The following is a 23,932-nucleotide window of genomic DNA, read 5'->3' on the forward strand; positions in this document are numbered from 1 at the left end:
GGTCTAACAAACACAACTTGCACTCGTAGCTCAGCTGGATAGAGTACTCGGCTACGAACCGAGCGGTCACAGGTTCGAATCCTGTCGAGTGCACCATTTAAGGGTTAGTTGCTTCGGTAGTTAACTTTGCTTCAACCAGGGTGGTCTGGTCTAACAAACACAACTTGCACTCGTAGCTCAGCTGGATAGAGTACTCGGCTACGAACCGAGCGGTCACAGGTTCGAATCCTGTCGAGTGCACCAAACACCAAAAAGCCCGCATTTTATGCGGGCTTTTTGCTGTCTGCGATTTGAGTCGCTTGAGTTGCGCAGGCGAACAGCAACGTTTTGTCATGTGCCGGACTTATCACCTGTTTATCTTGAGTTCTACCCAGCCACTGCGCTCAGGAATTTACTGGGTGGGGTGAGGTCTAGTGTTGGAGCTGTCGAAGGCTGTGATCTTTTGATCTTGCGTAAAAACCCAATTTGGCAGCTCCCTCAGGAGAAAGTGAGAGCGCAGTGATTCTCCATAAAGGTGTGCTCTCTTAAGGTCATCAAGCGTCGCAGATTCATCGTCACTCGCAAACGTTGGCGCAGGCTCGTAAGCGTTTGTAATGCCCCAAGATTTATAGCGTCATTAATTTTTAAGCCGTGTATGATGCGCCCGTCAGCCCCGCCGGGGCTTGTGGAAACCCTCCATGGACTTACCCAGTAGTAGCTCAGCATCCCGCTTTTCCAATCATGAATTGACTGATTGATCCTTCCGGCGTGCCCTGCTGCTGGGAGTGGAGTTCGCCTATGACCGAAGTTGAAGTAAAGAAAACGCAAGACAGCCTGCAAAGCCGCCTCGCTCAAGTTATTGAGCTGCTTAATCGCCAGCGTGTGGTCGAAGACCTGACTCATCGTCAGGAAGGCCATCACCAGGACCGGGTCGAGAGCCTGGTTCACCGCCAAAATCTTGTTGATCTGCAGCGCAAGCTCGAAGACCTGCACTCTGCAGACGTTGCCTACATCCTGGAAGCATTGCCGCTGGACGACCGCTTGACGGTTTGGCAGTTGGTCAAAGCTGATCGTGATGGCGACATCCTGCTGGAAGTGTCTGACTCCGTGCGTGAAACCCTGATCGCCGACATGGACGATCACGAACTCCTGGCTGCAGCCAAGGAGATGGATGCCGACGAACTTGCTGACCTGGCCCCTGAGCTGCCGCGAGACGTCATCCACGAACTGATGGAGACCCTTGATGGCCAGCAGCGTGAGCGCGTTCGCTCCGCGTTGTCCTATAACGAGGATCAGGTCGGCGCACTGATGGACTTTGAGATGGTGACGATCCGCGAGGATGTCAGCCTCGAAGTGGTCTTGCGTTACCTGCGTCGTCTCAAAGAATTGCCCGGGCATACTGACAAACTGTTTGTGGTCGATTATGACGGCGTGCTCAAGGGCGTGCTGCCGATCAAGCGTTTGCTGGTCAACGATCCTGAAAAACAAGTTGCTGATGTTATGGCCAGCGATCCGGTGAGTTTCCACCCGGACGAAGACGCCTACGATGCGGCTCAGGCATTTGAGCGTTATGACTTGATCTCGGCGCCGGTGGTTGACAAGAATGGCAAGTTGATCGGTCGTTTGACCATCGACGAAATGGTCGACCTGATTCGTGAGGAAAGCGAAAGCGAAGTCCTCAACATGGCCGGTCTGCGCGAAGAGGAAGACATCTTTGCCTCGGTCTGGAAATCCCTGCGTAACCGTTGGGCCTGGCTGGCAGTCAACCTGGTCACGGCGTTCATTGCTTCGCGGGTTATCGGCCTGTTTGAAGGTTCGATTGAAAAACTGGTAGCCCTGGCGGCACTGATGCCCATTGTGGCCGGGATTGGCGGCAACTCCGGCAATCAGACCATCACCATGATTGTGCGCGCCATGGCGCTGGACCAAGTCAACACCGGAAGTACTTCGCGCCTTATGCGCAAAGAGCTGGCCGTTGCCTTGATCAACGGTTTGGTGTGGGGTGGGGTCATCGGTATCGTCGCTTACCTGCTGTATGGCAGTTGGTCGCTGGGGGTGGTGATGACCGCCGCCATGACGCTTAACTTGCTGCTGGCCGCGCTGATGGGGGTTTTGATCCCCATGACCCTGGCCCGCATGGGGCGCGACCCGGCCATGGGGGCGAGTGTGATGATCACCGCCATGACCGATAGTGGTGGGTTCTTCATCTTCCTTGGTCTGGCAACGATCTTCCTGCTTTGACCGCAAGCGGCCTGACCGGACATCTGTCTGATCAGGCCGTTTTTGCATCAGCGCACCGGGCGCCTGAAAAGCGCCCATAAAAAAAGCCAGCGCAGTGCTGGCTTTTTCATTGCCTGAGTTAACTCAAGAGGCGTCGGATTTTACTTCAACATCGTGAGCAATCAGAGAAACTAGGGCGTTTTGTTGGCGGTGTGAGAGTTGGCGGAAGCGTTGCAGTAACTCGCGTTCGTTCAGAGACAGCTCGGGGCTGTCCATGCGCATGGTGAGTTCCTCACCCAGTGCGCCTTCTTGTATAAGGCTTTGCTCCAGTCGAGCAATGATTTCTGAGTTCATGCTGCGGTGGTGATTGCGAGCCACTTCGGCAATGCGTTCACGCATTCCGTCTGGCAGGCGTACGACGAACTTGTCAGCCGTACGGCTTGAGTAAATTGCCTGTTTCAATGGGCGCATTATAGTCAACCGGTTAGTTCAGGGGAGCGGTTCTTGGAAATTGGCCGCAAGATGTGGTTTAAGACCAGCCTTATGACCAAATGTTCAACCTGAATTGCGAAGAGGCGCGCATCATGCCTCAAATCTGCCACTTCCCTGGCGTCAATTCTGTGACAAATATTGAACCTGATAAAGGCTATACGCCAGTATCGATTGTCAAAAATCTTCATTTGCCTGCGTAGTTTACAGGCTATCTACTCTTCGAGAAGGAACGGTTATGTGTAAAGGCCACTATTGAGTGCCTTTAATGCTTATTAGCAGACCCGTTTTTGATGCCAGCCCTTGCGGTGAGTTCTTTTTTTGCATTCCGGGAGATCCACAGAGTGCCAGGCAAGTTGATCTATTTGATGGGGCCTTCAGGCTCAGGCAAAGACAGCCTGATCGAAGCGGTGCGCCCTTATCTGGCGGGCCGCAGGTGTGAGGTCATACGCCGAGTCATCACCCGCTCTGCCGAAGCGGTGGGCGAAGACGCTATTGGCGTGTCCCACGAGGCCTTTGAGTTGCTCAAGGCCCAAGGTGCCTTTGCCCTGGACTGGCAAGCTAACGGCCTGGAATACGGCATTTGCGTGCAGTTGGATGATTGGCTCAATGCCGGGCGCAACGTGCTGGTCAACGGCTCAAGAGGGCACCTGAAGCAGGCGCGTGAGCGTTACCCTGATTTGCTGGCGATCATGCTGCGGGTTGATACCCCGGTATTGCAGCAACGCTTGCAGGCGCGTGGGCGAGAGGCCCCGGATGAGATCAACGCCAGGCTTGCGCGCAATGAACTGTTTCTTGATTCGGTCGACGCGCTACGCGCAGAAGGCGTGCACGTGCTCGATAACTCGGCGGCATTGGCGGTAGGGGTTCAAGGTTTGTTGGCGCTTATCGATGCAGGTATCGGCACCGATGGTGCGGCCTCAGCGTAACTGCGGGTCAAACTTGATCCGGCGGCCGAGCACCCAGGCAATCAGGCCGACGATGAATAACACCGCAGCTGCAACCAACGGTGCATGACCCAATTGGCCTTGGGTGAAGACACCAAGGGCCAGGCTCAATAGCGCCATTATCAGCAAACCAACAGCTATTTTGGGCATGGAATTCAGACTCTCTTTAAAAGGCCCAGTGATCGTTCTGAGAGCTATCGCTGGGAGTGGCATTGCGCTTGGCCGCAGCTACGCTGCTGGCGCGCGTCATGACTGCCAACTGTGGCAGTGGCTTATGGGGTTTGGCGTACGTGCTCGCCACCTCAACGCTCTGCTGGGCGGCCACAGGTTCGGATTGAAAGTGAAAACCCGCCAAAACAGCCAGGGCGAGAGCATTCAACAGTAAAAGTGTGCTGTTCATCGCAGTCGTCCCTGTTGAGTGTGTTAGATACCCTAAATAGAGCATGCATCGTGCCAGTTCTTATAAAGAGAAAAAACCTTTATAAACAATAGGTTGTAGTGTTTTGGTGACGGGTTTTTATTGCAAATTGCAATGCTGGCTATTTGGGGAAGTGCAAAATGCACGATGCTGAAAAATCCAGGCGGGGAGGGCCGTGAATAACCCTGCAGAGGCTGGCGCAGGCTGCGATCTTTTCATGCTTAAGAGGTCGCAGCCTGGGGCAAAAGAAGCGCTTATCGTACAAATTTCGCCGCCCAGCCGCTTATCGCCTTGGGCCGTGGCGTGGCATACGTACGCACCTTGGACGTCGATAACCCCAGCCGCACCAGCGACTCAGCGATGGTCACTGCTGCGCTGACGCCATCAATCACCGCCAGTTCGGCCTGACGCACACAGCATCGCCTGAATCACTGGCAAGCCAGGCTCCCACAGAGAACCCGTTCACGCTGGATCAAAGCGTTAAGCGCTAACCTGTAGCGCTTGCCCTGACACGTAAAAAGCCCACGGACGACATGACAAACAAAGGCGTGCCCGTTACCATGCACGCCGTCATCTGCGTCACACCGCCAGCGTGTGGCGTACACAATTTGTCTCAGTAGCTCAATTGGATAGAGCATCCCCCTCCTAAGGGGAAGGTTGCAGGTTCGAACCCCGCCTGGGACACCATTTTTCACGGCTGAGCGCCCACCGATCTTGTGGTCGCTTATCTTCTGCCTCCATGACTGTGGGTTGAATCCGAACACGAAAGTGGTTTGGATGTGTGTTTTGACATCCTTCACGCTCAGATCATCTCCCTAGCCAACGGCCAGAACTGCGCCTGCAGCTAGCATCTGTGTGCTTGGCTCCTGCCTCTATTTCACGCGGTACACGCTCCCTGCAGAGCTGTCACGTTTACCTTGGAATGGTCGAGCCCTGCCGCATGCCGGGCCACTCGCCAGGCAAACACAATTGCCGGGCCCAGGGTTGTGCCCGGGCCAGGGTAAGTGCCGCGGAAAATCGAGGCCAGGTCATTCCCGCAGGCATACAGTCCTTCTATCACCTGGCCCCGGGTGTCCAGCACCTGGCCGTCGGCGTTGCCGTTCAAGCCGGCGCTGCAGGCAAGGTCGGCCGGTTGCACCGTCACTGCGTAGTAGGGGCCTTTACCCAGTGGGCGCACGCACGGGTTGGGTTTTTGCTGTGGATCGCCGTTGTGGCGGTTCATGGGGCTGTTGCCACGCCTAAACACGGGGTCTTCTCCTCGTGCAGCGGCGACGTTGTAGGTGCTGACCGTGTTCGTAAGGCCCTCGGCATCAACCTTGAGCTTGCCGGCAAGTTCGGCGAGGGTGCGGCCTTTAATCAGGTAGCCAGACTTCACGAAGCGGGCGATATGGATGGCGCTGCGTTGCGGCATCACCAGACCCAGGCCGTAGCGGCGCACGAAGTCTTCGTCGCAGATCAGGTGGGAAGTGGGGCTGCCATCGGCAAGCATGCCCATCACGAAGTCGTGGTAGGAGTCTGACTCGTTGACGAAGCGCAGGCCCCGGCCATTCACCGCGATGAGCCCGGGTTTGGCGCGGTCTAGCAGGATGTGTGGCCAGACGGCCTGGTAGCCATCTTTGGCTGTGCGGATCGAACAGGGCATCCATAGACCAGGGCTGTCGTGGCCGTTGTCGAGTTGGGCGTTGATCTTGAGCGCGCGGTCGATGCCGTCGCCGGTATGGGTCGTGGGCGCCAGTGAAAGGGGCTGGGCTGGCGCTGGAAATAGTTGCTTGCGCAAGGTCGGGTGGCGGGTCACTCCACCGGTGGCCAACACGACGCCCCGGCGGGCGCGGATACGCTGGAGCTGACCATTGTGCAGCACCACGGCGCCCTGTACCTGACCGTTTTCAAGGATCAATTCGTGCAGGGGGGTTTCAAAACGAATGGCCACGTTGCGTTGGCGCAGGCTATAGAACAACCGGGCGACCAAGGCGTTACCCATGACGAGGTTTGTGCCTCGCGGGTAGCTCAGGCGGTCGATGCAATAGCGGCCGACTACGCTCAGGGTGCGGGTCAGGTTGTTCAACGAGGTGAATGGCGCGAGCAGCGCATCCAGGTCGGCGCGCGGCACCATCATGCCGCCCAGCCCCATGAATTCCTGGCGGGGTGGCCGTACACGGGCGAAGTCTTTGCCCAGTAGTCTGCCGTCGAACGCGAGCGGTGCCAGAGCCCGCCCCCCGAACGCTGCGCCTGGGCCGCTGACGTAGTCGGGGTGGGCGGCGGCGGCCACGAATTTCACTTCGCTGATACGCTCCAATTCATCAATTGCCAGGGGGCCGCTGGCCAGAAAGGCTTCGCGCAAGGCTTCGCCACCGCGTTCACCGACCACCGCCTTGAGGAAGGTGGCGGCATCCTCCACGGTGTCCGGCACCCCGGCGCGCCGGCTCTGGGTGGTGCCGGGCACCCAGGTGGTACCGCCCGAGGTCGCACTGATGCCGCCCACGACCGCGGTTTTTTCACACAGCAATACGTTCAGTCCGTGGTGGTTAGCCATCAAAGCGGTCGTCATGCCTGCGGTGCCTGCGCCGAACACCAATAGATCGACTTCCTGGTCCCAGTGCAATGGGGTGTGGTTAAGGGTGTTCTTCATGATCTCTCCTCAATGTTCAGGGCGAAGGTGTTGGCAGCACATGGCATGCTGGGTTTATCGAGGGTTCAGGCCAGTGGTCTCGGCGCGTGGTTATTCTTAAACGGTGGCGCCAGGGCCCAAGTTGATACCGCCGGCTGCGCCGCAGCCCATGACCAGAACATCGCACTCCACCTTGGCGTACAGGGCAGTGTCGGCCTGCATTCAGTAATTTCTCGTGTGGTGGGTTCAAACATGCGATGAAGATTTACAGCGGTTCAATGACTGCCTTGGCGGCGGCCAATGCCTGCCGTGCCCACGTCTCCACTCCCACTTGCGCAACCCTGGCGTGATGTGGAATTTCGACACTGACTGCCACCTGCGCCGCAAGGTTGCGCCAGATCTTCGCCAGGTCGATGTCACCTTCCCCAGGCAGCAGGCGTTCGCAGCGAGCCGCGTGGATCAGCCCTTCACGGGTGCCCGGTCGAAGCGCCGGGCCATCGCATATTTGTGCGTAATGCAGCCACTGCGCGGGGATTCGTTGCAGATCCTCGAAGCGGCTGTCGGAACGATCAAAGTGCAAGGCATCGACCAGAATACCTGCGTTGGCGCGGTCGGCTTGTTCAACAATATGCAGTGCACTGGCCAGATCGTTGACGGCTGTCCAGGGCATGAATTCCAGGTCTGCTGAAAGGCCGAAGGGCTGCATGGCATCGCATAGCTGAGCGTAGTGCTCAATCAGCCGGCTTTGCTCTGGATCGTCGCCGGCTACCAGTACAGCCTTGGCCCCGAGCTTGGCCCCGACCTCGAAGAAAGACAGGTAACGGTTCACATCGAAGTGCGCATCGAGTCGAATCAACTCCAGATCGAATATCTTTACGCCGGTGTCGTTCATCCGCGCGATCGTTTCACGCAGCATGGGTTTGTCATCCATCAATGAGTAGGCCACCGCTCCTGGAGCCACCGGCAACAGGCGCACGCCTGCCTGGTCATAACCCGTGCGGGCAGCCAGCTCGATCATTTCGGGGGGGGTCAGATCGAGAGCGGTCAGTTGGGCAATGGAATAGCTGGCGTGCATGGCATGTCTCCATAAAGGGCTTGAAAGCGCACAGGGTTTAATTGGCTGCAGTGAGAATCGCCGACGTTTTGCGCTTGCGGCCTTTGATCCACAGCGCTGTGGCGCCGATCAGGGAAGGGATCGCGAGGAACACAAAGACCTGACTGAAATTCCACTGGGCCGCGAGCATGAGCGCGCCGAGGCCGGCGCCGCTGATAGCGCCCAAGCGCCCGATACCGGTCGCCCAGCACACCCCGGTGGCGCGGATTTGGGTTGGGTAGAATGCAGCGGCCAGCGCGTAGCCACCGACGTTGACGCCATTGAGGAAGTAGCCCAATAGCAGAATCAACGGGCAGAGGACTTGCATCGTCGGCTGCTGCAGGGCGATCAGCACCGCGCACGCGCCACCGCCAAACACCGTCAGGCCGACTACCGTGTGGTGGTCCCAGCGGTCCATCTTCATACCGACGGTGAAGTTGCCCAACATTCCGCCGATCTGCAGCAATGAACCCAGTAGTGCTGCCTCGCCCATGCTCAGCCCGGCATCGCGGCTCAGTAAAGGTAACCAGCTTGATAATAGGTACATGGTCAGCAGGCCCATGAACAGGGTGATCCAGATCATGCAGGTGCCAAGGCTGTAGCCGGATGCGAACAGTGCGCTGACCTTGCCTGTTTCCTTGACCGACGCTTCGCTGCTATGAAATCGGGTATGGATGTTGGCCAGGCCGGGGGCCACTTTGTTTATTTCCTTGATCAGGCGTTCTTTCAAAGCGCTGTTCTGTGCCAGAAAGCGGATGGATTCCGGAAGACTGAGCAGCAGCAGCAGGGCAAACGCGATGGGGAGAACGCCGCCGACCACCAACACCGATCGCCAGCCAAAATGCTCAATCAGCCATTCACTCCCCAGGCCACCCAAGGCTGCGCCAAATGCGAAGCCGCAGTAGATGAACGAGACCATATGAGAGCGATAACGCTTGGGCGCAAATTCGGAGATCAGGGTCGCGGTATTCGGCATGGATGCCCCCAGGCCGACCCCGGTCAGAAACCGCAGCACGGTGAGGCTGACAATCCCGGTGGACCAGGCTGAAGCCAGGCTCCAGAAACCGAAGAGCAGCACCGAGCCGATGATCACTGGTCTGCGGCCAAAACGATCAGCCAGCGGACCCGCAGTCAATGAACCGAAAGCAAGCCCGAGCAGGCCGCTCATCATCACCGGTCCAAGGTCCTGTCGCAGCAAACCCCAGTCATCAACCAGCGCGGGTGCGATGAAACCGATCGACGTTGTGTCGAAGCCATCAAAGACCAGCACCAAAAAGCCCAAGAACAGCACCACCCATTGCCTGGCGCTCATCTTTCTAGAGTCCATGAAGGTGCTGACATCGAGGGTTGAAGAGTTCGACATAGATGACTCCTGCTTTTTTTATTTTTTTATCAAAGCGCCTTTCTTTGCATGGCATTTTTTCTGAGGGTGCCAAAAGCAATTCGAGGGGTGTGGGGCTGATACTATCATTATTGGAATACCATTCCACAAACAAAAGTTATTCCATGTCGTTTTTTGTCCAGCCGCAATTCTGCGCAGTGCCAAAGCGCTCGGCATTAAGGTTTCATTTGAGGATGCGGCCAGGTCGCACGACAGGCCGCCTACAGCAGGAGGGTCCGATCAGTCGTTCTGTTCGCTGATTCGGGAGGTCATCATCGACAGCTTGGGAAGACTGTCCAGACTGATTGCGGTAATTTCTTCAGCGGCCTCCAGTAACGCCTCTTTTAAGGTCTGCATGCGCTCAGGGGTTAGGCGAACGCTTGGACCGGCAATACTGATAACACCGATAACGTGCTGCTGCGAATCGCGGATGGCAGCCGCCATCGCCGCCGCGCCTATTTCAAAACTTTCATCGACGCAGGCATAACGTTGATCACGTGCGAGCTGTAGATGGTTAAGCAACTGTTCGATGGTAGTCGCCGCGTTGGGTCCGTATTCACCGGGTTTGGCCAGGCCTTGGCGGTACACCAGTTCGAGTGCGCGTTCGTTACTCAGGCAACTTAGCCAGGCAAGTCCCGACGCTGTGCAGCAGAGTTTGGCTTCGGCCCCTGCATCAGGGTCGTAGCGCAACCCGGAGCGCGTGCCTTGTGCTTTGGAAATCCATACCAAATTATCGCCATCTACGATGCTCAAGCGCACAAGTTCGCCGGACAGGCGAGCGAGGCGATCAAGTATCGGTTTGGAGAGGTCGACCATATCGCTCTGTGACAAATGCTTCAGTGCAAGCGAGACGACCTTGAGGGCGAGCACATAATTGCCGTGCTGATGGTCTTGGCGCACAAAACCCTGTTCGACCAGGCAATTAAGCATGCGGTGAGTAGCGCTCGGCGGAATATCCAAGGCTTCAGCGACTTGCTGAAGGGCCAGCCCGGTGCTTTTTCCGGCCAACAGCTCAATAGCGTGCAGGCCGCGTTCCAGCGCATTACTCATAGTTATTCCTTGGCGTGTGAGAGATGAGCTCCCGACGAAAATACATTGGAATACTATTCCAATCGTTATGAGGCTGTAAACGAAGGGGGTGCCTGAGTTTACAGCCATGGGTTGCAGGCGCTCAGGACTCATTACCAAAGAGAAAACCAGCCAACCCTGCAGTCGGCTCAGCGGGCCGCGCAAAAGAGGATGAGCACGCTAATGTGGTGACCCGGCGATGGGGACTCAGATCCCGAAAAATGTCTTGTAGCAACCTAATTGCTCATTGAGCATGTAGCTTCCTGGATGCACAGGGTGGCCGGCAGCTTGTGCCTCACGTAGCAAGCGCGTCTCGACGGGTTGCATGATGATATCTGCCACCCGTGTTCCGGCAGACAGGTTGTCGAGATCAATAGGCAGTGGATCTTCATCCGAGAGCCCTAGCGGCGTGGCGTTGACGGCGAGGTCGACTGACCTCAGATGCGCTGGCTGAGCAACCTCGCATCGCCCCGGCCAATGTTGATCCAGCCTGGCAATCAGTTCCAGGGCTTTGACCGTATCCGGTTCTTGCAGATACAACCGGTCTATTCCTGCTTGCAGCAATGCTGCAGCTATCGAGCTGCCCGCACCACCGCCTCCGGCCATCAAGACACGCTTGCCCGGCAGTTCGTACCCCTTGCGCTGCAGGCCCAAGACAAAGCCTGTGCCATCGAAGTTATCAGCCTCCCACACGCCGTGTTCGTTGCGCCGCAACGCGTTGGTGCTGCCAGAGACCTTAACGGCGAGGCTTAGCGTATCCGCGAATTCACACGTGGCAAACTTGTAAGGAATGGTGATCAGCATTCCTGAAAAATTTTCCATCGCTTGCAGGCCACGTATCACTGTAGCGAGCTGTTCAGGGCGCGCATGCACTGCAATCATCACCGCATCCACGCCTTCTTCGGTGAACACCTTGTTCAGTAACTGTGGAGCCTTCACCTGTTTTATCGGATCACCGACTACCGCAAAAATTCGGGTATTGCCTGTAGGGCTGGGTATCAACACATCAGACATCACGTTCTCCTAGGGTCTGTTTCCGTTTCATTGACGTTGAGCATCACGTGTTGCGCGCACAGTCAGCGCTTGACCTATTGGCAAGGTCGACGGGAGAAATCTACCACGGCATAAATGGAATTTCATTCCATAAAAACAACGCATTCCCTTTTACTTGGGTTCGTGACCTGCACCGGCTCAAAAACCGAATGGAAAATGATCGACGTCATCCCGTTCAGCCAGCGTGGCTCGCAACACGTGGCGGATGTTGGGGGCGGCGTCGAGTTGATCTGGACGCCTGCGATAAATCCCACAGACACGCTCGGCATTCCACCGTTAAAAGGCGCACCACAGACGAGCGAACACACTAAACCTGCTGATAAGGGCCGGAGGATAGAGCCATGATTTTTTGAGTGATGGGATTCGAGAAAGGCAAAGACAAACAAAAAATAGAAATACAAAAAATATCTGTGACGTGAGTGATGGGGTTAACAGTTGAGCTTTCGTGGTGTGACAAACAGAATTTATGGTTGAAGACGAAACGTCTAAGGGGTTTGGTAACGCTGTCACTCTCGTCGAGGCGCCAAGCCTGTCAACAGCGCATGATGTCAATAACGGATGTTTTGATGTTGGTAGCGAGTGGCTCGTAACTGTGCAGCCGTTATGTGTGCATCGCATAAATTTGGACGCACTCGACTATCACGTGTCTTTTAACAATAAAAAATAATGCCTGATGGAATGCCGACGATCAGATTTCTGCTCGGCCGACAGGCGCTGCCCCCAGCGCCTGCATACTCAAGCCCGTATCACCCCCATCGGCAGTGACCTACCCCAACAACCCACGCCCCGCGAGGTTCTTGATCAATGCACTCACGCCAAACGTCCAGCGCGGTGCCTGATCGCTGCCCGTGACACGGTTGTGCAGGGCGCCCAGGGGGGTGGACGAGATGCTCACCACATCCCCGGCCTTGTGGGTAAACCCCTGGCCCGGATGGTCGCGGTCGTCGGTCGGTGCAAAGAGGGTGCCGAGGAACAGTACAAAACCGTCCGGGTATTGGTGATTGTCGTTGAGCGTCTGTTCGGCAAGGTCGGCCGGATCGCGGCTGATCTGGTTCATTGAGCTTTTGCCGTTGAGTACATAGCCGTCTTGCCCTTCAACGCGCAGGGTCACTTCGCAGTTACGCACGTCGTCGAGGCTGAAGTGTTCGTCGAACAGGCGGATAAACGGCCCCAGCGCACAGGAGGCATTGTTGTCTTTGGCCTTGCTCAGCAGCAGCGCGCTGCGGCCTTCGAAGTCGCGCAGGTTGACGTCGTTGCCCAGCGTCGCGCCGTGAATGCGGCCACGGCTGTCAACAGCCAGCACCACTTCTGGCTCAGGGTTGTTCCAGCTGGAACCCGGATGGATGCCAATTGCGTTGCCGCTGCCCACGGCGGCCAGAATCGGTGCCTTGGTGAAGATTTCAGCGTCTGGGCCGATGCCGACTTCCAAGTATTGCGACCACATTTTTTGCTCGATCAGCACCTGTTTGAGGCGCATCGCTTCTGGCGAGCCGGGCTTGAGGTCGCGCAGGTTGTCGCCGATGGCCGCGTGCACCAGGCCGCGGATTTCTTCGGCACGCAGGGCATCGCCGCCGGCTTTTTCTTCGATGACGCGTTCGATCATGCTCGACGCAAACGTCACGCCAGCGGCTTTGATCACTTGCAGGTCGGCAGGGGCCAGCAGGTAAGGTTTGGCCGGGTCGCGCTGTTCGCCGCTGTTGGCCAGCAGGTTCTGGATTGAACCCAGTGAAGTACCGCCGATTTCACGCACGGCCTGTAACGGCTGATCGTGGTCCAGCAGCAGACTCAGGGTCGGGAAATGGGCGGTGCAGTCGAGCACTTCACCGTCACGAATCACCACCACCGCCGGGCCACCGCGCTCGCCGGGCAGCCACGCGCGACCGACCAATGTGGCGCGTTGCCAGTCTTCTGGCAGGGAGTTTTCAATGTTCAATTGCAGCGTTTTCATAGGAGCAATCCTCGAATTTTGGGCGAACGACTCCTGTAGGAGCGAGCTCGCTCCTACAGGAGGTTGTGATGATTAGTGAGAGTGGCGGGGCGGGCCGTTTTCCGGGATCACACGCCAGTACAAGGTTGCCGGTTCCAGGCAGCCGCCCGTGGACAACTGGCCAACCAATTGGCGGTACAACTCCTGCCACGGAGTTTGTGACGGGGCCAATGGCGGCAACGGTTCTTTGCGGCGCTCGTCGAGTTCTGCTTCGTCGACCAGCAGGTTGACGCTGCGCGCATTCAGGTCGACGCGCAGGCGGTCGCCGGTGCGCAGCAATGACAGGCCGCCGCCCACCGCCGATTCCGGCGACATGTTGAGAATCGACGGGCTGGCCGAGGTGCCGCTTTGGCGGCCGTCGCCCATGCACGGCAGCGAGTCGATGCCGGCCTTGATCAGCGTGGAAGGCGGGGCCATGTTCACCACCTCGCCACTGCCGGGGAAGCCCACGGTGCCGCAGCCACGAATCACCAGAATGCAGCGCTCGTCGATGTCCAGCGTCGGGTCGTTGATACGCGCCTGATAGTCTTCCGGGCCTTCGAACACAATGGCCCGTGCTTCAAAGCTGTTGGGTTGCTCCGGATCGCTGAGGTAGGTTTTGCGGAAGGCTTCGCCCACCACCGACATCTTCATGATTGCGCTGTCGAAGAAGTTGCCGCTGAGCACGATAAAACCCGCGCGGTGCATCAGCGGGTCTTCGTAGGAGCGGATCACGTCACGGTCGCCGGTGACACAATCGGCCACGACTTCGCCCATTTTGCGACCACTGACGGTCAGGCAATCGCGGTGCAGGAGGCCGACTTTATCCAGTTCGTGCATCACCGCCGGGACGCCGCCTGCGCGGTGGAAGCTTTCGCCCAGGTATTCACCGGCGGGCATGCAGTTCACCAGCAGCGGCACGTCCTCACCCACGCGCTGCCAGTCTTCCAGCGACAGGTCGATGCCGCTGTGACGGGCGATGGCAATCAGGTGTGGCGGACAGTTGGTGGACGCGCCGAGCGCCGAGGCCACGGCGATGGCATTTTCAAAGGCGGCGTGGGTCATGATCTGCGATGGACGTACGTCTTCGCGCACCAGATCAACGATGCGCATGCCGGTGGCGTAGGCCATTTGACCGCGTTCGCGGTAGGGTGCCGGGATACTCGCGCAGCCAGGCAGCGACATGCCCAACGCCTCGGCCAGCGCGTTCATCGACAGCGCGGTGCCCATGGTATTGCAGTGGCCCACCGACGGCGATGATGCGGTGGTCAGGGTCATGAAACCCTCGTAATCAATTTCGCCCGCGCTGAGCAGGTTGCGCGCATGCCATAGCACGGTGCCGGAGCCGATGCGCTGGCCTTTGTGCCAGCCGTCGAGCATCGGCCCGCCAGACAGCACGATAGAGGGCAAGTCGGTCGTGGCGGCGGCCATCAGGCACGCGGGGGTGGTTTTGTCGCAACCGGTGGTCAGCACCACGCCATCCAGCGGGTAGCCGTGCAGCACTTCCACCAAGCCTAAATAAGCGAGGTTGCGGTCCAGCGCGGCGGTCGGGCGGCGCGATTGCTCGGCAATCGGGTGCACCGGGAATTCCATTGGGATCCCGCCTGCGTCGCGAATGCCATCCTTGACCCGCTTGGCCAGTTCAATGTGATGGCGGTTGCACGGTGTCAGGTCGCTGCCGGTTTGGGCGATCCCGATAATGGGTCGCCCCGATTGCAGCTCGGCACGGGTCAGACCCTGGTTCATATAGCGCTCTACATACAGCGCCGTGAGGTCCGCATGGCTGGGATCGTCGAACCATAACTGGCTGCGCAGGCGGCGTGGGGTTGAATCGGTCATGGCAGGCTCCAGCAGATTATTTTTATTCAGGCAGTGAATTGTGGCGGCGTAGCTGGCGGATCAGCCCCGCGTGGTCGAGCTCGCCGTCACCGGCCTCGACCATGGACTGAAACAGCCCGTCGACCCGCAGGCCGACCGGCAGTGTGAGCCCCAGTTTGTGGGCATGGGCCAAGGCGGTGCGGGTGTCTTTGAGCTGCCACTTGGCCGGGCCACCGGGGGTGAAATCGTTGGTCAGCATGCGCTGGCCGTGTTGGCGCCAGATCGGCGAGTCAACAAACCCGCCCATCAAGGCTTCATGTACCTTTGACGGATCGGCGCCGCCGCGTTCGGCCAGCAGCAGGCCTTCAGCGACAGCGGCGATGGTGCTGGCGACGATCAACTGGTTGACCAGCTTCGACAGCTCCCCGGTTCCGGCCGGGCCGACGTGCACCGGTCGGCCCATGGCCGCCAGCACTTGGCGGCCTTGCTCAAACGCAGCCTCTTCGCCGCCGACCATGATCGCCAGGCTGGCTTCGCGGGCCCCGCGCTCGCCCCCCGACACCGGAGCGTCGAGGTAACGCAGCCCCATGGCGGCACTCAAGCGGGCGTGTTCGACGGCGGTTTCGACCGGAATCGAGCTCATCACCACCACCAGCGCGCCGGGGGCCAAGGCCCTCGCCGCGCCGTTTTCGCCAAACAGCACTTCGTCACAGGTCGGGCCGTCGCTAAGCATGCAGATCAGGACTTGAGCGCCCTCAGCCGCTTGGGCCGGTGTGTCAAAAACCTCGGCACCTTGCGCAGACAATTCCTGCGCCTTAGTGGCCGAGCGGTTCCATGCCCGTACCGGATAGCCGGCTTGCAGCAGGTTGCGGGCCATGGGCTTGCCCATGATCCCTGTCCCGATAAACGCTACGGTTTGCAGGCTCATGCCTTGCCTCCCACGGTTGCAGATTGTGTCGAATTACCCAGTGAAACTTTGTTGCGCGGCATCAGCACCATGCCCAGACCACCGGCGCCGACCAGTGCGGCAATCACCAGGAAGCCTGGGGTGTAGCTGCCGGTCACGTTGAACAGATAGCCGGTCAGGTAAGGCCCGATGAAACCGCTGAGGTTGCCGATGGAGTTGATCAAGCCAATCCCGGCGGCAGCCCCAAGGCCTGTCAGCACCTGTCCAGGCACTGCCCAGAACACGTTGATTGCGCTGTAAACGCCCATCGCCAACAAGATAAAGCCGATCACGATAATCCACGGCTGGTTGAGCCACAGCGCCACCGCGATAGACACCGCGGCCAACATCGCGGCACCGCCCGCATGCCAGTGACGTTCTTGCAGACGGTCAGAACGACGGCTCCACCAGATCATTGCCACGGCGGCCAAGGCGTAAGGAATGGCGGTGATCAGACCGTTTTGCATCAGACCGATTTCCAGCCCGAACGAGCCACGGAACGACGCCAGCACCGTTGGCATAAAGAAGTTCATGGCGTTGGAGCCCGAAGTGATCCCGAAGTACACCAGCGCCAACAGCCACACCTGCCGGCTGGACAACGCTTTGCGGATCATCTGCCATTTGGTCGGCTGAATGCCCACCACCAGCGGTTTGTTGCGCTCTTCGTTTTCCAGGGTATTGATCAGCCAGTTGCGCTGCTCATCGCTCAGCCAATGCGCCTGGTGAGGATGGTCAGTGAGGTAGAAGTAGCAGACCACGCCCAGGATCACGGCGGGGACGGCTTCAACGATGTACATCAGGCGCCAGCCGACAAAACCTAGCGCGTCGCCCATTTCGATCAGGCCCACTGACAGGGGGGCGCCGATGACCTGAGCAATCGGCACGCCGAGGTAAAAGGTGGCGATCATGCGGGCGCGATAGCGGCTCGGGAACCACAGCGACAGCAAGTAAATCACCCCTGGGAAGAACCCGGCTTCAGCGATGCCCAGCAGAAAGCGCAGCGAAACAAAGTGCACAGGCGTCTGCAAAAAGCCCATGGCCCCGGCGATGATGCCCCAGGTCACCATGATTCGGGCGATCCACACGCGGGCGCCGTAACGGTGCAGCAACACGTTGCTTGGCACTTCGAAAATGAAGTAGCCGAGGAAGAAAATACCCGCACCCAGGCCATACAAGGTCTGGCTGATGCCAATGTCGTCGTTCATCCGCAGCGCGGCGAACCCGACGTTGTTGCGATCCAGAAAGGCGACCACAAACAGCAGGATAAGAAAGGGAATCATGCGTTTTGTTACACGCTTGATCGTCTGTTGTTCGATGTCTGTGACATCTGGAAGCGGTGTGGTCATAGCGCTTGGCCTCAATTTTTTATTGTTATTAGCGTCAACCTTCTCCTGTGGGAGCGGGCTCGCTTGCGAGGGTATCAACTCGGTTCAGCAGTGACACCGCCTCGCCTGAATCGCGAGCAAGCCCGCTCCCACAGGGGAGAGTGCATTTCAGTCAGCGTGCAGTGTCCTCTATGTGCGCCCGCACGATGGCATCAAAATCCGGGTCGGCGGTAAAGCCCAGTGCTCGCGCACGTGGCGCTTGCACCTTGCTCGGCCAGCTTTCAACAATGCGCTGGATGGTTGCGTCCGGCTCCCAGCGAATCAGTTGGGTGACGTCATCACCGGCCACTCGCTGCAGCGCCGCGACCATGTCGGCCACGGTGGTGGTCACGCCTGGCAGCGGGATGATGCGTTCGCCGCCCAAGGTCTGCGGCGACAAGGTCATGCCCAGCAGCATCGATTCAACAATGCGGCGTGGCGAGGTCAGGTACACCTGAGTGTCCGGGCGCACCGGGCACACGGCCGGCAGACCCACCAGCGGCTCGCGGATGATTGAGCTGAAGAAGGTCGATGCCGCCTTGTTCGGCTTGCCTGGGCGCACGGCCACGGTCGGCAGGCGCAATACGCGGCCATCGACAAAACCTTTACGGGCATAGTCGGCCACCAGCAATTCACCGACGGCTTTTTGCATGCCGTAAGACGATTGCGGGGTGAGCACGGTGTCGTCGTCGACCACTTCCGGCAGCTTGCCGCCAAACACTGCAAAGCCGCTGGCGTACACCAGACGCGGCGAGGTGCCTTGTTTGCGCAAGGTTTCGAGCAACAGCATCAGGCCGTGCAGATTGACCTGCATGCCCAAGTCGAAATCCGCTTCGGCGGCCGAACTGACCACCGCTGCCAAATGCCACACCAGGTCCACGCCATCGGTCACGCGGGCAATGACTTCAGGGTCGGCCACATCGCCGGTCACCCGCTCAATGCGCGGATCGTTGGGCACGTCTTCACCGGCAAAGGTATCGAACAGTACGATGCGTTCAATGGTGCGTGGCGCTTCGCCTTCGAGGGTCAGGGTGTTCAAGTCCGCCAGGCGTTGAGCCAGTTGCTTGCCGATAAAGCCGGTGCCGCCAGTGATGAGAATGCGCATGTGTTGCTCCTGTTTCTTATAGTTGTTCGAGCACTGAATCAGTCAGCTTGTACGGTGCGTTGGCGTTGCTCGCCGAGGCCTTCGATGCCCAGGCGCATGACCTGGCCTGCGCGCAGGAAGATCGGCTCGGGTTTCACGCCCAGCCCAACCCCCGGTGGCGTGCCGGTGGAGATCACATCGCCCGGTTGCAACGACATGCAACGGCTCAGGTAGGCAATCAGTGCCGGGACCTGGAACACCATGGTGTTGGTATTGCCGTTCTGGTAGCGCTGTCCGTCGACCTCAAGCCACAGGTTGAGCTGGTGCGGGTCGCTGATTTCGTCGCGAGTCACCAGCCATGGGCCAAGCGGGCCGAACGTGTCGAAGCCTTTGCCTTTGTCCCAGGTACCGCCACGCTCCAGTTGCCACTCGCGCTCGGACACATCGTTGATCACGCAATAACCGGCGACGTGATCCATAGCGTTGCTTTCATCGATGTAGCGACCGCCTTTGCCGATGACCACGCCCAGTTCGACTTCCCAGTCGGTCTTGGTCGAAGCGCGGGGGATTTCAACGTCATCGTTGGGGCCGCAGATAGCGCTGGTCCATTTGTTGAACACCACCGGTTCCGTAGGCACTGCCAGGCCGGATTCAGCGGCGTGGTCTGCGTAATTGAGGCCGATACAGATGAATTTGCCGACCTGACCCACACACGCGCCAATGCGTGGCGAGCCGTTGACCAGCGGCAGGGTGGACGGGTCAATCTTGCTCAGTGCCTGCAGGCTTTCGGGCGCAAGGGCGTTACCGGCGACATCGGCGATGTGCGCCGACAAATCGCGAATATTGCCTTGGGCATCCAGCAGACCGGGTTTTTCCTGACCTTTTTCGCCGTAGCGCAGCAGTTTCATAAAAGCTCCTGTAGCCAATAAGAAATAGAACTGTCTTTGTAGCCGCTGCCGCAGGCTGCGATGGGGGCGCATAGCGACCCCCAGCGTTTGAAGGTCCTACGGCCTTATCGCCGCCTGTGGCAGCGACTACACAGGTTTTGCCACATTCAGTTACTCATCCCGCCATCAATGATCTGGGTGGTACCGGTGGTGTAGCTGCTGGCATCGCTGGCCAGGTACACCACCAACTGGGCGATTTCATTAACGTTGCCAATGCGGCCCATGGGCTGGCGATCGACAAAGGCCTGATACACCTCTGCCTCCGAGCGCCCTTGCTCACGTGCCTGTTGGCCAATGCGCTGGCGCAGCGAAGGTGAGTCCACTGTGCCAGGGCAGATGGCGTTGCAACGAATACCTTGACCGACGTAATCAGCGGCCACCGATTTGGTCAAGCCAATCACAGCGGCCTTGCTGGCGGTGTAGGCAAAACGGTTGGGCACACCTTTGACGCTGGACGCGACCGACGCCATGTTGATGATGCTGCCACCGCCGGCTGCCAGCATGCCCGGCAAAAAGGCGCGGATCATCCGGTACATGGCCGTGACATTGAGGTCGAAGGAGAACTGCCAGGCGCGGTCGTCGCACTCCAGCAACGCGCCGCTGTGCACATACCCTGCGCAGTTGAACAAGACGTTGATCGTGCCAACTTGCTGGCTGATGGCTTCAATGTCCGAGGTCTGGGTCACGTCCAGTTGCAGTGCTTGAATGCCGGGGATGTCCTGCAAGGTGTCGATATTGAGGTCAGTGGCGATCACGTGGGCACCGGCATCACGCAGGGCCAGTACCGATGCTCGACCGATGCCGTTGGCCGCCGCGGTGATCAGAACGCGTTTGTTGGCGAGGTTCATGAAAGCAGTTCCATTATTTTTATTGGGCCCAATGGCTTAACACTAATGTTGCGCTCCGATAATCGCCAATGAGATATTCTCAAGCCTTAATAACTGGAGGTTATCGGATGGCGGATGTCGGGTTTAATCAACTGTGCAACTGGCTACGGTTCCGCCATTTGGTGCTGATCGATACCCTGGCGCGCACCCAAAACATGCACGCCACCGCTCAGGAAATGAACATCAGCCAACCGGCGGTCAGTAAGATGCTGCGCGAGATAGAGCACCAGCTGGGCTTTGATGTGTTTGCGCGGTTGCCGCGCAGCATGTCGCTTACCGACCTGGGCAGTCACGTGGCGCGCTTTGCGCAAATCGCCCTCAACGACACCCGGCAGTTCGTCGGCCAAATCAACCATCTGCGCCAAGGCGGGCATGGTTTTCTGAAGATCGGCACCATCTACGCCGCCACGGCGATTGCGGTGCCCGCGGCGATTGTCGAGGTCAAACAGCAATGGCCGTTGCTTACGATTGAAGTGCTGGAAGGCACCAGCGCCAATATGCTGACCATGCTTGAACACAAGCAACTGGACCTGGTGGTGGCGCGTTTCACCCTGGATCGCCATCGTGAACTGTTCGATTTCCAAGCCTTGGCGCCGGAGCCATTGTGTCTGGTGACGGGCAGTCAGCACCCGTTGGCGGGCGCCAGCGAAATTCCGCTGAACGAGCTCGGCAGTTGGCCGTGGGTGGTCTACCCGACGGGGACGCCGATGCGCGCGCGGCTGGAACGGGCTTTCGTCGAGGCGGGCATGCAAACCCCGGAAAACACCGTGGAAACCGTCTCTCTGCAAACCACCATGCAGTTGCTGCAAACCGCCCCGGTGGTGGCGATGCTGGCCGAATCCATGGCCGAACCCGAAATTCAGGCCGGGCGCCTGACCCGTCTGGCGCTACCGTTTCCGCTGGTGCTGGCCGACTACGGCATCATCACCCGGCGCAACGAGCCGGCCAGTTGGTCGATGAAGGCTTTTATCGATGCCTTGTTAAACGGCCCCGATGCCGTGCGCGGTGCTCGCCAGACGCCTCAATAACTCGCGGTTATTGAGTGATGGGATCTTGTGATTGGGCAGCGCGCAAGTGGCCTACTAGAGTGCAGTCGTCCGCTCAAACACTTGGGTCGGGCGCCATCGCTCATCAGAGGCGCGTATGAAAACAATAAAAAATTACAAAACGCTGACTATCTTTTTCCTGTTCATGATTGGCGTCGTCAACTACCTCGATCGCAGTGCTCTCTCTATCGCCAATACCTCCATCCAAAAAGACCTGGCCATTAGCCCGATGCAAATGGGCATCATGCTCTCAGCCTTTTCCGTGGCCTATGCCTTCTCGCAACTTCCTTTGGGCGCGTTGATCGACAAACTCGGCAGCAAGCTGGCGCTGGGCGGCTCTTTGGTGGTGTGGTCGCTCGCGCAGGGGGCTTTTGGTTTGTTCAGCAGCTATGGCCATCTGGTCGGCCTGCGGGTGTTGCTGGGGATTGGCGAAGCGCCGGTGTTTCCCTCGGCGGCCAAAGCGTTGTCCGAGTGGTTCGACACCCAAGAGCGCGGCACGGCCACCGGCTGGGTGTGGTCATCGACCTGCATCGGTCCGTGTCTGGCGCCGCCTTTGCTGACGCTGTTCATGGTGCACCTGGGCTGGCGCGGCATGTTCATCCTCACTGGCATCCTCGGTTTGCTGCTGGCGGTGTGCTGGTTCAAGTTCTACAAAAGCAAAGCCGAGTACATGGCTGCCACTGGCCGTGCAGAACCGGTGCCCGTGCAACAAAAAAAGGCGCCGAAACTGCGCTGGTCTTCACTGCTCAAAGACCGCAACACCTGGGGTGCGTTTCTTGGCTTTATGGGCGTGATCTACATGATCTGGCTCAACCTGACCTGGTTGCCGGGCTACTTCGAGCGTGAGCACGGCCTGGACCTGTATCGCACCGCCTGGGTGGTCTCGTTGGCCTACTTGTTTGGGGCGCTGGGGACCATCGTTGCGGGCCGCTGCTGCGACAAACTGGTGGCGCGGGGCATGCGCGTGCTGGCCAGCCGCAAACTCATGGTCATTCTGGGTCTGGTCGGCGGGGCGCTGTTTACCCTGATCGTGGCCTTCACCACCCACGTCGTGGCATGTGTGGTGCTTCTGTGCCTGACCATGTTCTTCATCAACATCTCCAGCGCCACGGCGTGGATGATCGTCAACACCATCGTGCCGTCTGAGCGTGTGGCCTCGTTTGGTTCGATCCAGAACTTTGGCGGTTATTTGGCGGGCTCGATTGCGCCGATCCTCACCGGGTTTAGCGTGCAGCAGAGTGGCTCGTTCTCGTCGGCGTTTGTGATCAGTGCGGTGGTCGCCTTGTGCTCGGCGTTCGCCTACTTTGCGCTGCTCAAAGAGCCTTCAACCCCGCAAACGCGCTTAAATGGAGCCCCTGCAACGGCATGAATCACCCTGTGGGAGCTCCCACAGGACAGGCCTATGTAAATCCTTTGTAAGCTGTCACCGAATTTAATTTCGGAATGTGTCGCTCAGCTAAGCTGACCTCTGCCTCCCTTGGGTGAGTGACGCGTGTGAACAGACACAAGATGATTTGGGCGCTCACAGCGCTTGTTCTGACAGCGATTGCATTGGGCCTGTATTTTTACTGGCCGGCCACGTCTCACAAAACCCGACCCATGACCAAAGGCGAGCCAGTGGCGGCGGTGGCGGTGGTGCAGCAGGACGTGCCGGTCTATATAGACGCCCTGGGTACAGTCACGCCCACCCAAAGCATCACGGTGATCAGTCAGGTCGACGGCATTCTGTCTGCGGTCGAGTTCAAAGAAGGTCAGCAGGTGCGCAAAGGGCAGGTCATTGCGCGCATCGACGACCGCGCGCTGAAGGCTCAACTGGCTCAGGCCAAAGGGGTTCTGGCCCATGATCAGGCGGTATTGAGCAATGCCCAGCGTGATCTGGTGCGCTACCGCGAGTTGATCAAGGCCGGTTCCATCAGCCAACAAACCCTCGATACGCAAATCTCCAGCGTGGCGCAGCAAGTCGGCACCGTGGCTGCCGATCTGGGCGGCGTGCAAAATCTGCAAGTGCAACTGAGCTACTGCACCATCACCTCGCCGGTGGACGGGATTGTCGGCTTGCGTCAGGTCGACCCGGGCAACTACGTGACCACTGCCGGCACCACCGGGATTGCCGTTATCACCCAGATGAAACCGGCCACGGTGGTGTTTGCCGTGCCCGAGGATGACCTCGGTGCAATCAACCAGGCCAAGGCCGCAGGCGATGTGAACGTGCTGGTCTATGACCGCAACAAAAAAAGCCTGTTGGCCAGCGGGCAGTTGCTGGCGCTGGACAATCAGGTCGACACCAGTACCGGCACGATCAAGGTCAAGGCCCAGTTCGATGACGCCAACCACGTGCTGTTTCCCAATCAGTTCGTCAACGCCCGGCTCAAGGCCCAGACCCTGAGCCAGGTGCCGGTGGTGCCGACCCGGGCGATTCAGCATGGCAGCAAAGGTGATTTCGTGTTTGTGGTCGCGGGCGACAAAGCCAGCCTGCGCAACGTCAAGTCCGGCCCGGCCATGGGCGATGTGACGGCGATTCTGGAGGCTGGGGTCAAACCCGGCGAGCAGGTGATCACGGAGGGTGCGGACAAGCTCGACGACGGGTCGGCTATCAAAGTAGTCGCACAGTGAGCCGC

General features: G+C 58.8%; 22 protein-coding genes, 3 tRNA genes and 1 pseudogene. 10 read left to right on the plus strand and 16 right to left on the minus strand.

The features are described from left to right. Positions 1-19 precede the first annotated feature (19 nt). From ACIQYF_RS10725 to mgtE, 3 genes are all read left to right on the plus strand, one after another. Positions 20-96, plus strand: a tRNA-Arg gene (locus ACIQYF_RS10725). A gap of 70 nt (positions 97-166) precedes the next feature. Further along, positions 167-243, plus strand: a tRNA-Arg gene (locus ACIQYF_RS10730). A 534-nt stretch (positions 244-777) separates the two neighbouring features. Continuing rightward, a complete protein-coding gene (gene mgtE, locus ACIQYF_RS10735) occupies positions 778-2,220 on the plus strand; it encodes a magnesium transporter (protein ID WP_402860673.1) in 1,443 nt (480 codons plus the stop codon). A 123-nt stretch (positions 2,221-2,343) separates the two neighbouring features. On the opposite strand, the gene ACIQYF_RS10740 is transcribed toward mgtE, so the two are convergent. After that, complete coding sequence (locus ACIQYF_RS10740; protein WP_402860676.1) at positions 2,344-2,670, minus strand: Arc family DNA-binding protein; 327 nt, start codon at positions 2,668-2,670, stop codon at positions 2,344-2,346. Positions 2,671-3,032: 362 nt separating this feature from the next. Here ACIQYF_RS10740 and phnN point away from each other — a divergent pair, with 362 nt between their 5' ends. Further along, a complete protein-coding gene (phnN, locus tag ACIQYF_RS10745) occupies positions 3,033-3,617 on the plus strand; it encodes a phosphonate metabolism protein/1,5-bisphosphokinase (PRPP-forming) PhnN (RefSeq protein ID WP_402860679.1) in 585 nt (194 codons plus the stop codon). Here the strand turns inward: phnN and ACIQYF_RS10750 are convergent. From ACIQYF_RS10750 to ACIQYF_RS10760, 3 genes and pseudogenes are all read right to left on the minus strand, one after another. Then, positions 3,609-3,785, minus strand: a complete 177-nt coding sequence (locus tag ACIQYF_RS10750) for a PA3371 family protein (protein ID WP_402860682.1) — start codon at positions 3,783-3,785, stop codon at positions 3,609-3,611. The two genes, phnN and ACIQYF_RS10750, sit on opposite strands and share 9 nt — an antisense overlap. Before the next feature lie 16 nt (positions 3,786-3,801). Continuing rightward, on the minus strand, positions 3,802-4,035 hold the full coding sequence (locus ACIQYF_RS10755) for a hypothetical protein (RefSeq protein ID WP_402860685.1): 234 nt from the start codon (positions 4,033-4,035) through the stop codon (positions 3,802-3,804). Positions 4,036-4,307: 272 nt separating this feature from the next. Then, a pseudogene (locus ACIQYF_RS10760) lies at positions 4,308-4,445 on the minus strand (Asp/Glu/hydantoin racemase); the annotation flags it as partial. Positions 4,446-4,663: 218 nt separating this feature from the next. On the opposite strand from ACIQYF_RS10760, the gene ACIQYF_RS10765 reads away from it, so the two are divergent. Continuing rightward, a tRNA-Arg gene (locus ACIQYF_RS10765) sits at positions 4,664-4,740 on the plus strand. Positions 4,741-4,930: 190 nt separating this feature from the next. Here the strand turns inward: ACIQYF_RS10765 and ACIQYF_RS10770 are convergent. The 5 genes from ACIQYF_RS10770 to ACIQYF_RS10790 all read right to left on the minus strand — a co-directional run bounded on the left by ACIQYF_RS10770 (position 4,931) and on the right by ACIQYF_RS10790 (position 11,217). Next, positions 4,931-6,682, minus strand: coding sequence for an FAD-dependent oxidoreductase (locus ACIQYF_RS10770; protein ID WP_402860688.1), 1,752 nt, complete (start codon positions 6,680-6,682; stop codon positions 4,931-4,933). A gap of 244 nt (positions 6,683-6,926) precedes the next feature. Continuing rightward, complete coding sequence (locus tag ACIQYF_RS10775) at positions 6,927-7,736, minus strand: sugar phosphate isomerase/epimerase family protein (protein WP_402860691.1); 810 nt, start codon at positions 7,734-7,736, stop codon at positions 6,927-6,929. A 37-nt stretch (positions 7,737-7,773) separates the two neighbouring features. After that, the gene (locus ACIQYF_RS10780) at positions 7,774-9,117 is read right to left on the minus strand and encodes an MFS transporter (RefSeq protein WP_402860694.1); all 1,344 of its coding nucleotides are present in this window, start codon (positions 9,115-9,117) and stop codon (positions 7,774-7,776) included. Positions 9,118-9,375: 258 nt separating this feature from the next. Beyond that, positions 9,376-10,185 (minus strand): IclR family transcriptional regulator, encoded by an 810-nt coding sequence (locus ACIQYF_RS10785; protein ID WP_402860697.1) that lies wholly within the window; start codon positions 10,183-10,185, stop codon positions 9,376-9,378. Between the two features lie 225 nt (positions 10,186-10,410). After that, the gene (locus ACIQYF_RS10790; protein ID WP_402860700.1) at positions 10,411-11,217 is read right to left on the minus strand and encodes a shikimate dehydrogenase family protein; all 807 of its coding nucleotides are present in this window, start codon (positions 11,215-11,217) and stop codon (positions 10,411-10,413) included. A gap of 114 nt (positions 11,218-11,331) precedes the next feature. Between ACIQYF_RS10790 and ACIQYF_RS10795 the strand changes: the two genes are divergently transcribed. Both ACIQYF_RS10795 and ACIQYF_RS10800 read left to right on the plus strand, forming a co-directional pair. Beyond that, a complete protein-coding gene (locus ACIQYF_RS10795) occupies positions 11,332-11,601 on the plus strand; it encodes a hypothetical protein (protein ID WP_402860703.1) in 270 nt (89 codons plus the stop codon). Positions 11,602-11,722: 121 nt separating this feature from the next. Next, complete coding sequence (locus ACIQYF_RS10800) at positions 11,723-11,923, plus strand: colicin E3-like toxin immunity protein (RefSeq protein WP_402860707.1); 201 nt, start codon at positions 11,723-11,725, stop codon at positions 11,921-11,923. Positions 11,924-12,022: 99 nt separating this feature from the next. On the opposite strand, the gene ACIQYF_RS10805 is transcribed toward ACIQYF_RS10800, so the two are convergent. The 7 genes from ACIQYF_RS10805 to ACIQYF_RS10835 all read right to left on the minus strand — a co-directional run bounded on the left by ACIQYF_RS10805 (position 12,023) and on the right by ACIQYF_RS10835 (position 20,229). Further along, on the minus strand, positions 12,023-13,204 hold the full coding sequence (locus ACIQYF_RS10805) for a fumarylacetoacetate hydrolase family protein (RefSeq protein ID WP_402860710.1): 1,182 nt from the start codon (positions 13,202-13,204) through the stop codon (positions 12,023-12,025). Between the two features lie 72 nt (positions 13,205-13,276). Next, positions 13,277-15,061, minus strand: coding sequence for an IlvD/Edd family dehydratase (locus tag ACIQYF_RS10810; RefSeq protein WP_402860713.1), 1,785 nt, complete (start codon positions 15,059-15,061; stop codon positions 13,277-13,279). Positions 15,062-15,083: 22 nt separating this feature from the next. Further along, complete coding sequence (locus ACIQYF_RS10815; protein ID WP_402860716.1) at positions 15,084-15,968, minus strand: NAD(P)-dependent oxidoreductase; 885 nt, start codon at positions 15,966-15,968, stop codon at positions 15,084-15,086. Beyond that, on the minus strand, positions 15,965-17,332 hold the full coding sequence (locus ACIQYF_RS10820; RefSeq protein WP_402860719.1) for an MFS transporter: 1,368 nt from the start codon (positions 17,330-17,332) through the stop codon (positions 15,965-15,967). The genes ACIQYF_RS10815 and ACIQYF_RS10820 overlap by 4 nt, the downstream gene beginning before the upstream one ends. Positions 17,333-17,483: 151 nt before the next feature. Then, entirely contained in the window at positions 17,484-18,455 is a 972-nt protein-coding gene (denD, locus tag ACIQYF_RS10825) for a D-erythronate dehydrogenase (RefSeq protein WP_402860722.1), read from the minus strand. Between the two features lie 38 nt (positions 18,456-18,493). Continuing rightward, on the minus strand, positions 18,494-19,342 hold the full coding sequence (locus ACIQYF_RS10830; RefSeq protein WP_402860725.1) for an ureidoglycolate lyase: 849 nt from the start codon (positions 19,340-19,342) through the stop codon (positions 18,494-18,496). A 146-nt stretch (positions 19,343-19,488) separates the two neighbouring features. Beyond that, entirely contained in the window at positions 19,489-20,229 is a 741-nt protein-coding gene (locus tag ACIQYF_RS10835; protein ID WP_402860728.1) for an SDR family oxidoreductase, read from the minus strand. A 107-nt stretch (positions 20,230-20,336) separates the two neighbouring features. Between ACIQYF_RS10835 and ACIQYF_RS10840 the strand changes: the two genes are divergently transcribed. The 3 genes from ACIQYF_RS10840 to ACIQYF_RS10850 all read left to right on the plus strand — a co-directional run bounded on the left by ACIQYF_RS10840 (position 20,337) and on the right by ACIQYF_RS10850 (position 23,927). Next, entirely contained in the window at positions 20,337-21,296 is a 960-nt protein-coding gene (locus tag ACIQYF_RS10840) for a LysR family transcriptional regulator (RefSeq protein WP_402860731.1), read from the plus strand. A gap of 115 nt (positions 21,297-21,411) precedes the next feature. Then, entirely contained in the window at positions 21,412-22,683 is a 1,272-nt protein-coding gene (locus tag ACIQYF_RS10845; protein ID WP_402860734.1) for an MFS transporter, read from the plus strand. A gap of 140 nt (positions 22,684-22,823) precedes the next feature. Continuing rightward, entirely contained in the window at positions 22,824-23,927 is a 1,104-nt protein-coding gene (locus ACIQYF_RS10850) for an efflux RND transporter periplasmic adaptor subunit (RefSeq protein ID WP_402860737.1), read from the plus strand. Positions 23,928-23,932: the final 5 nt, after the last annotated feature.

The sequence above is a fragment of the Pseudomonas sp. NPDC096917 genome (genome assembly GCF_044762555.1).
In the GTDB taxonomy this organism is placed as follows: domain Bacteria; phylum Pseudomonadota; class Gammaproteobacteria; order Pseudomonadales; family Pseudomonadaceae; genus Aquipseudomonas.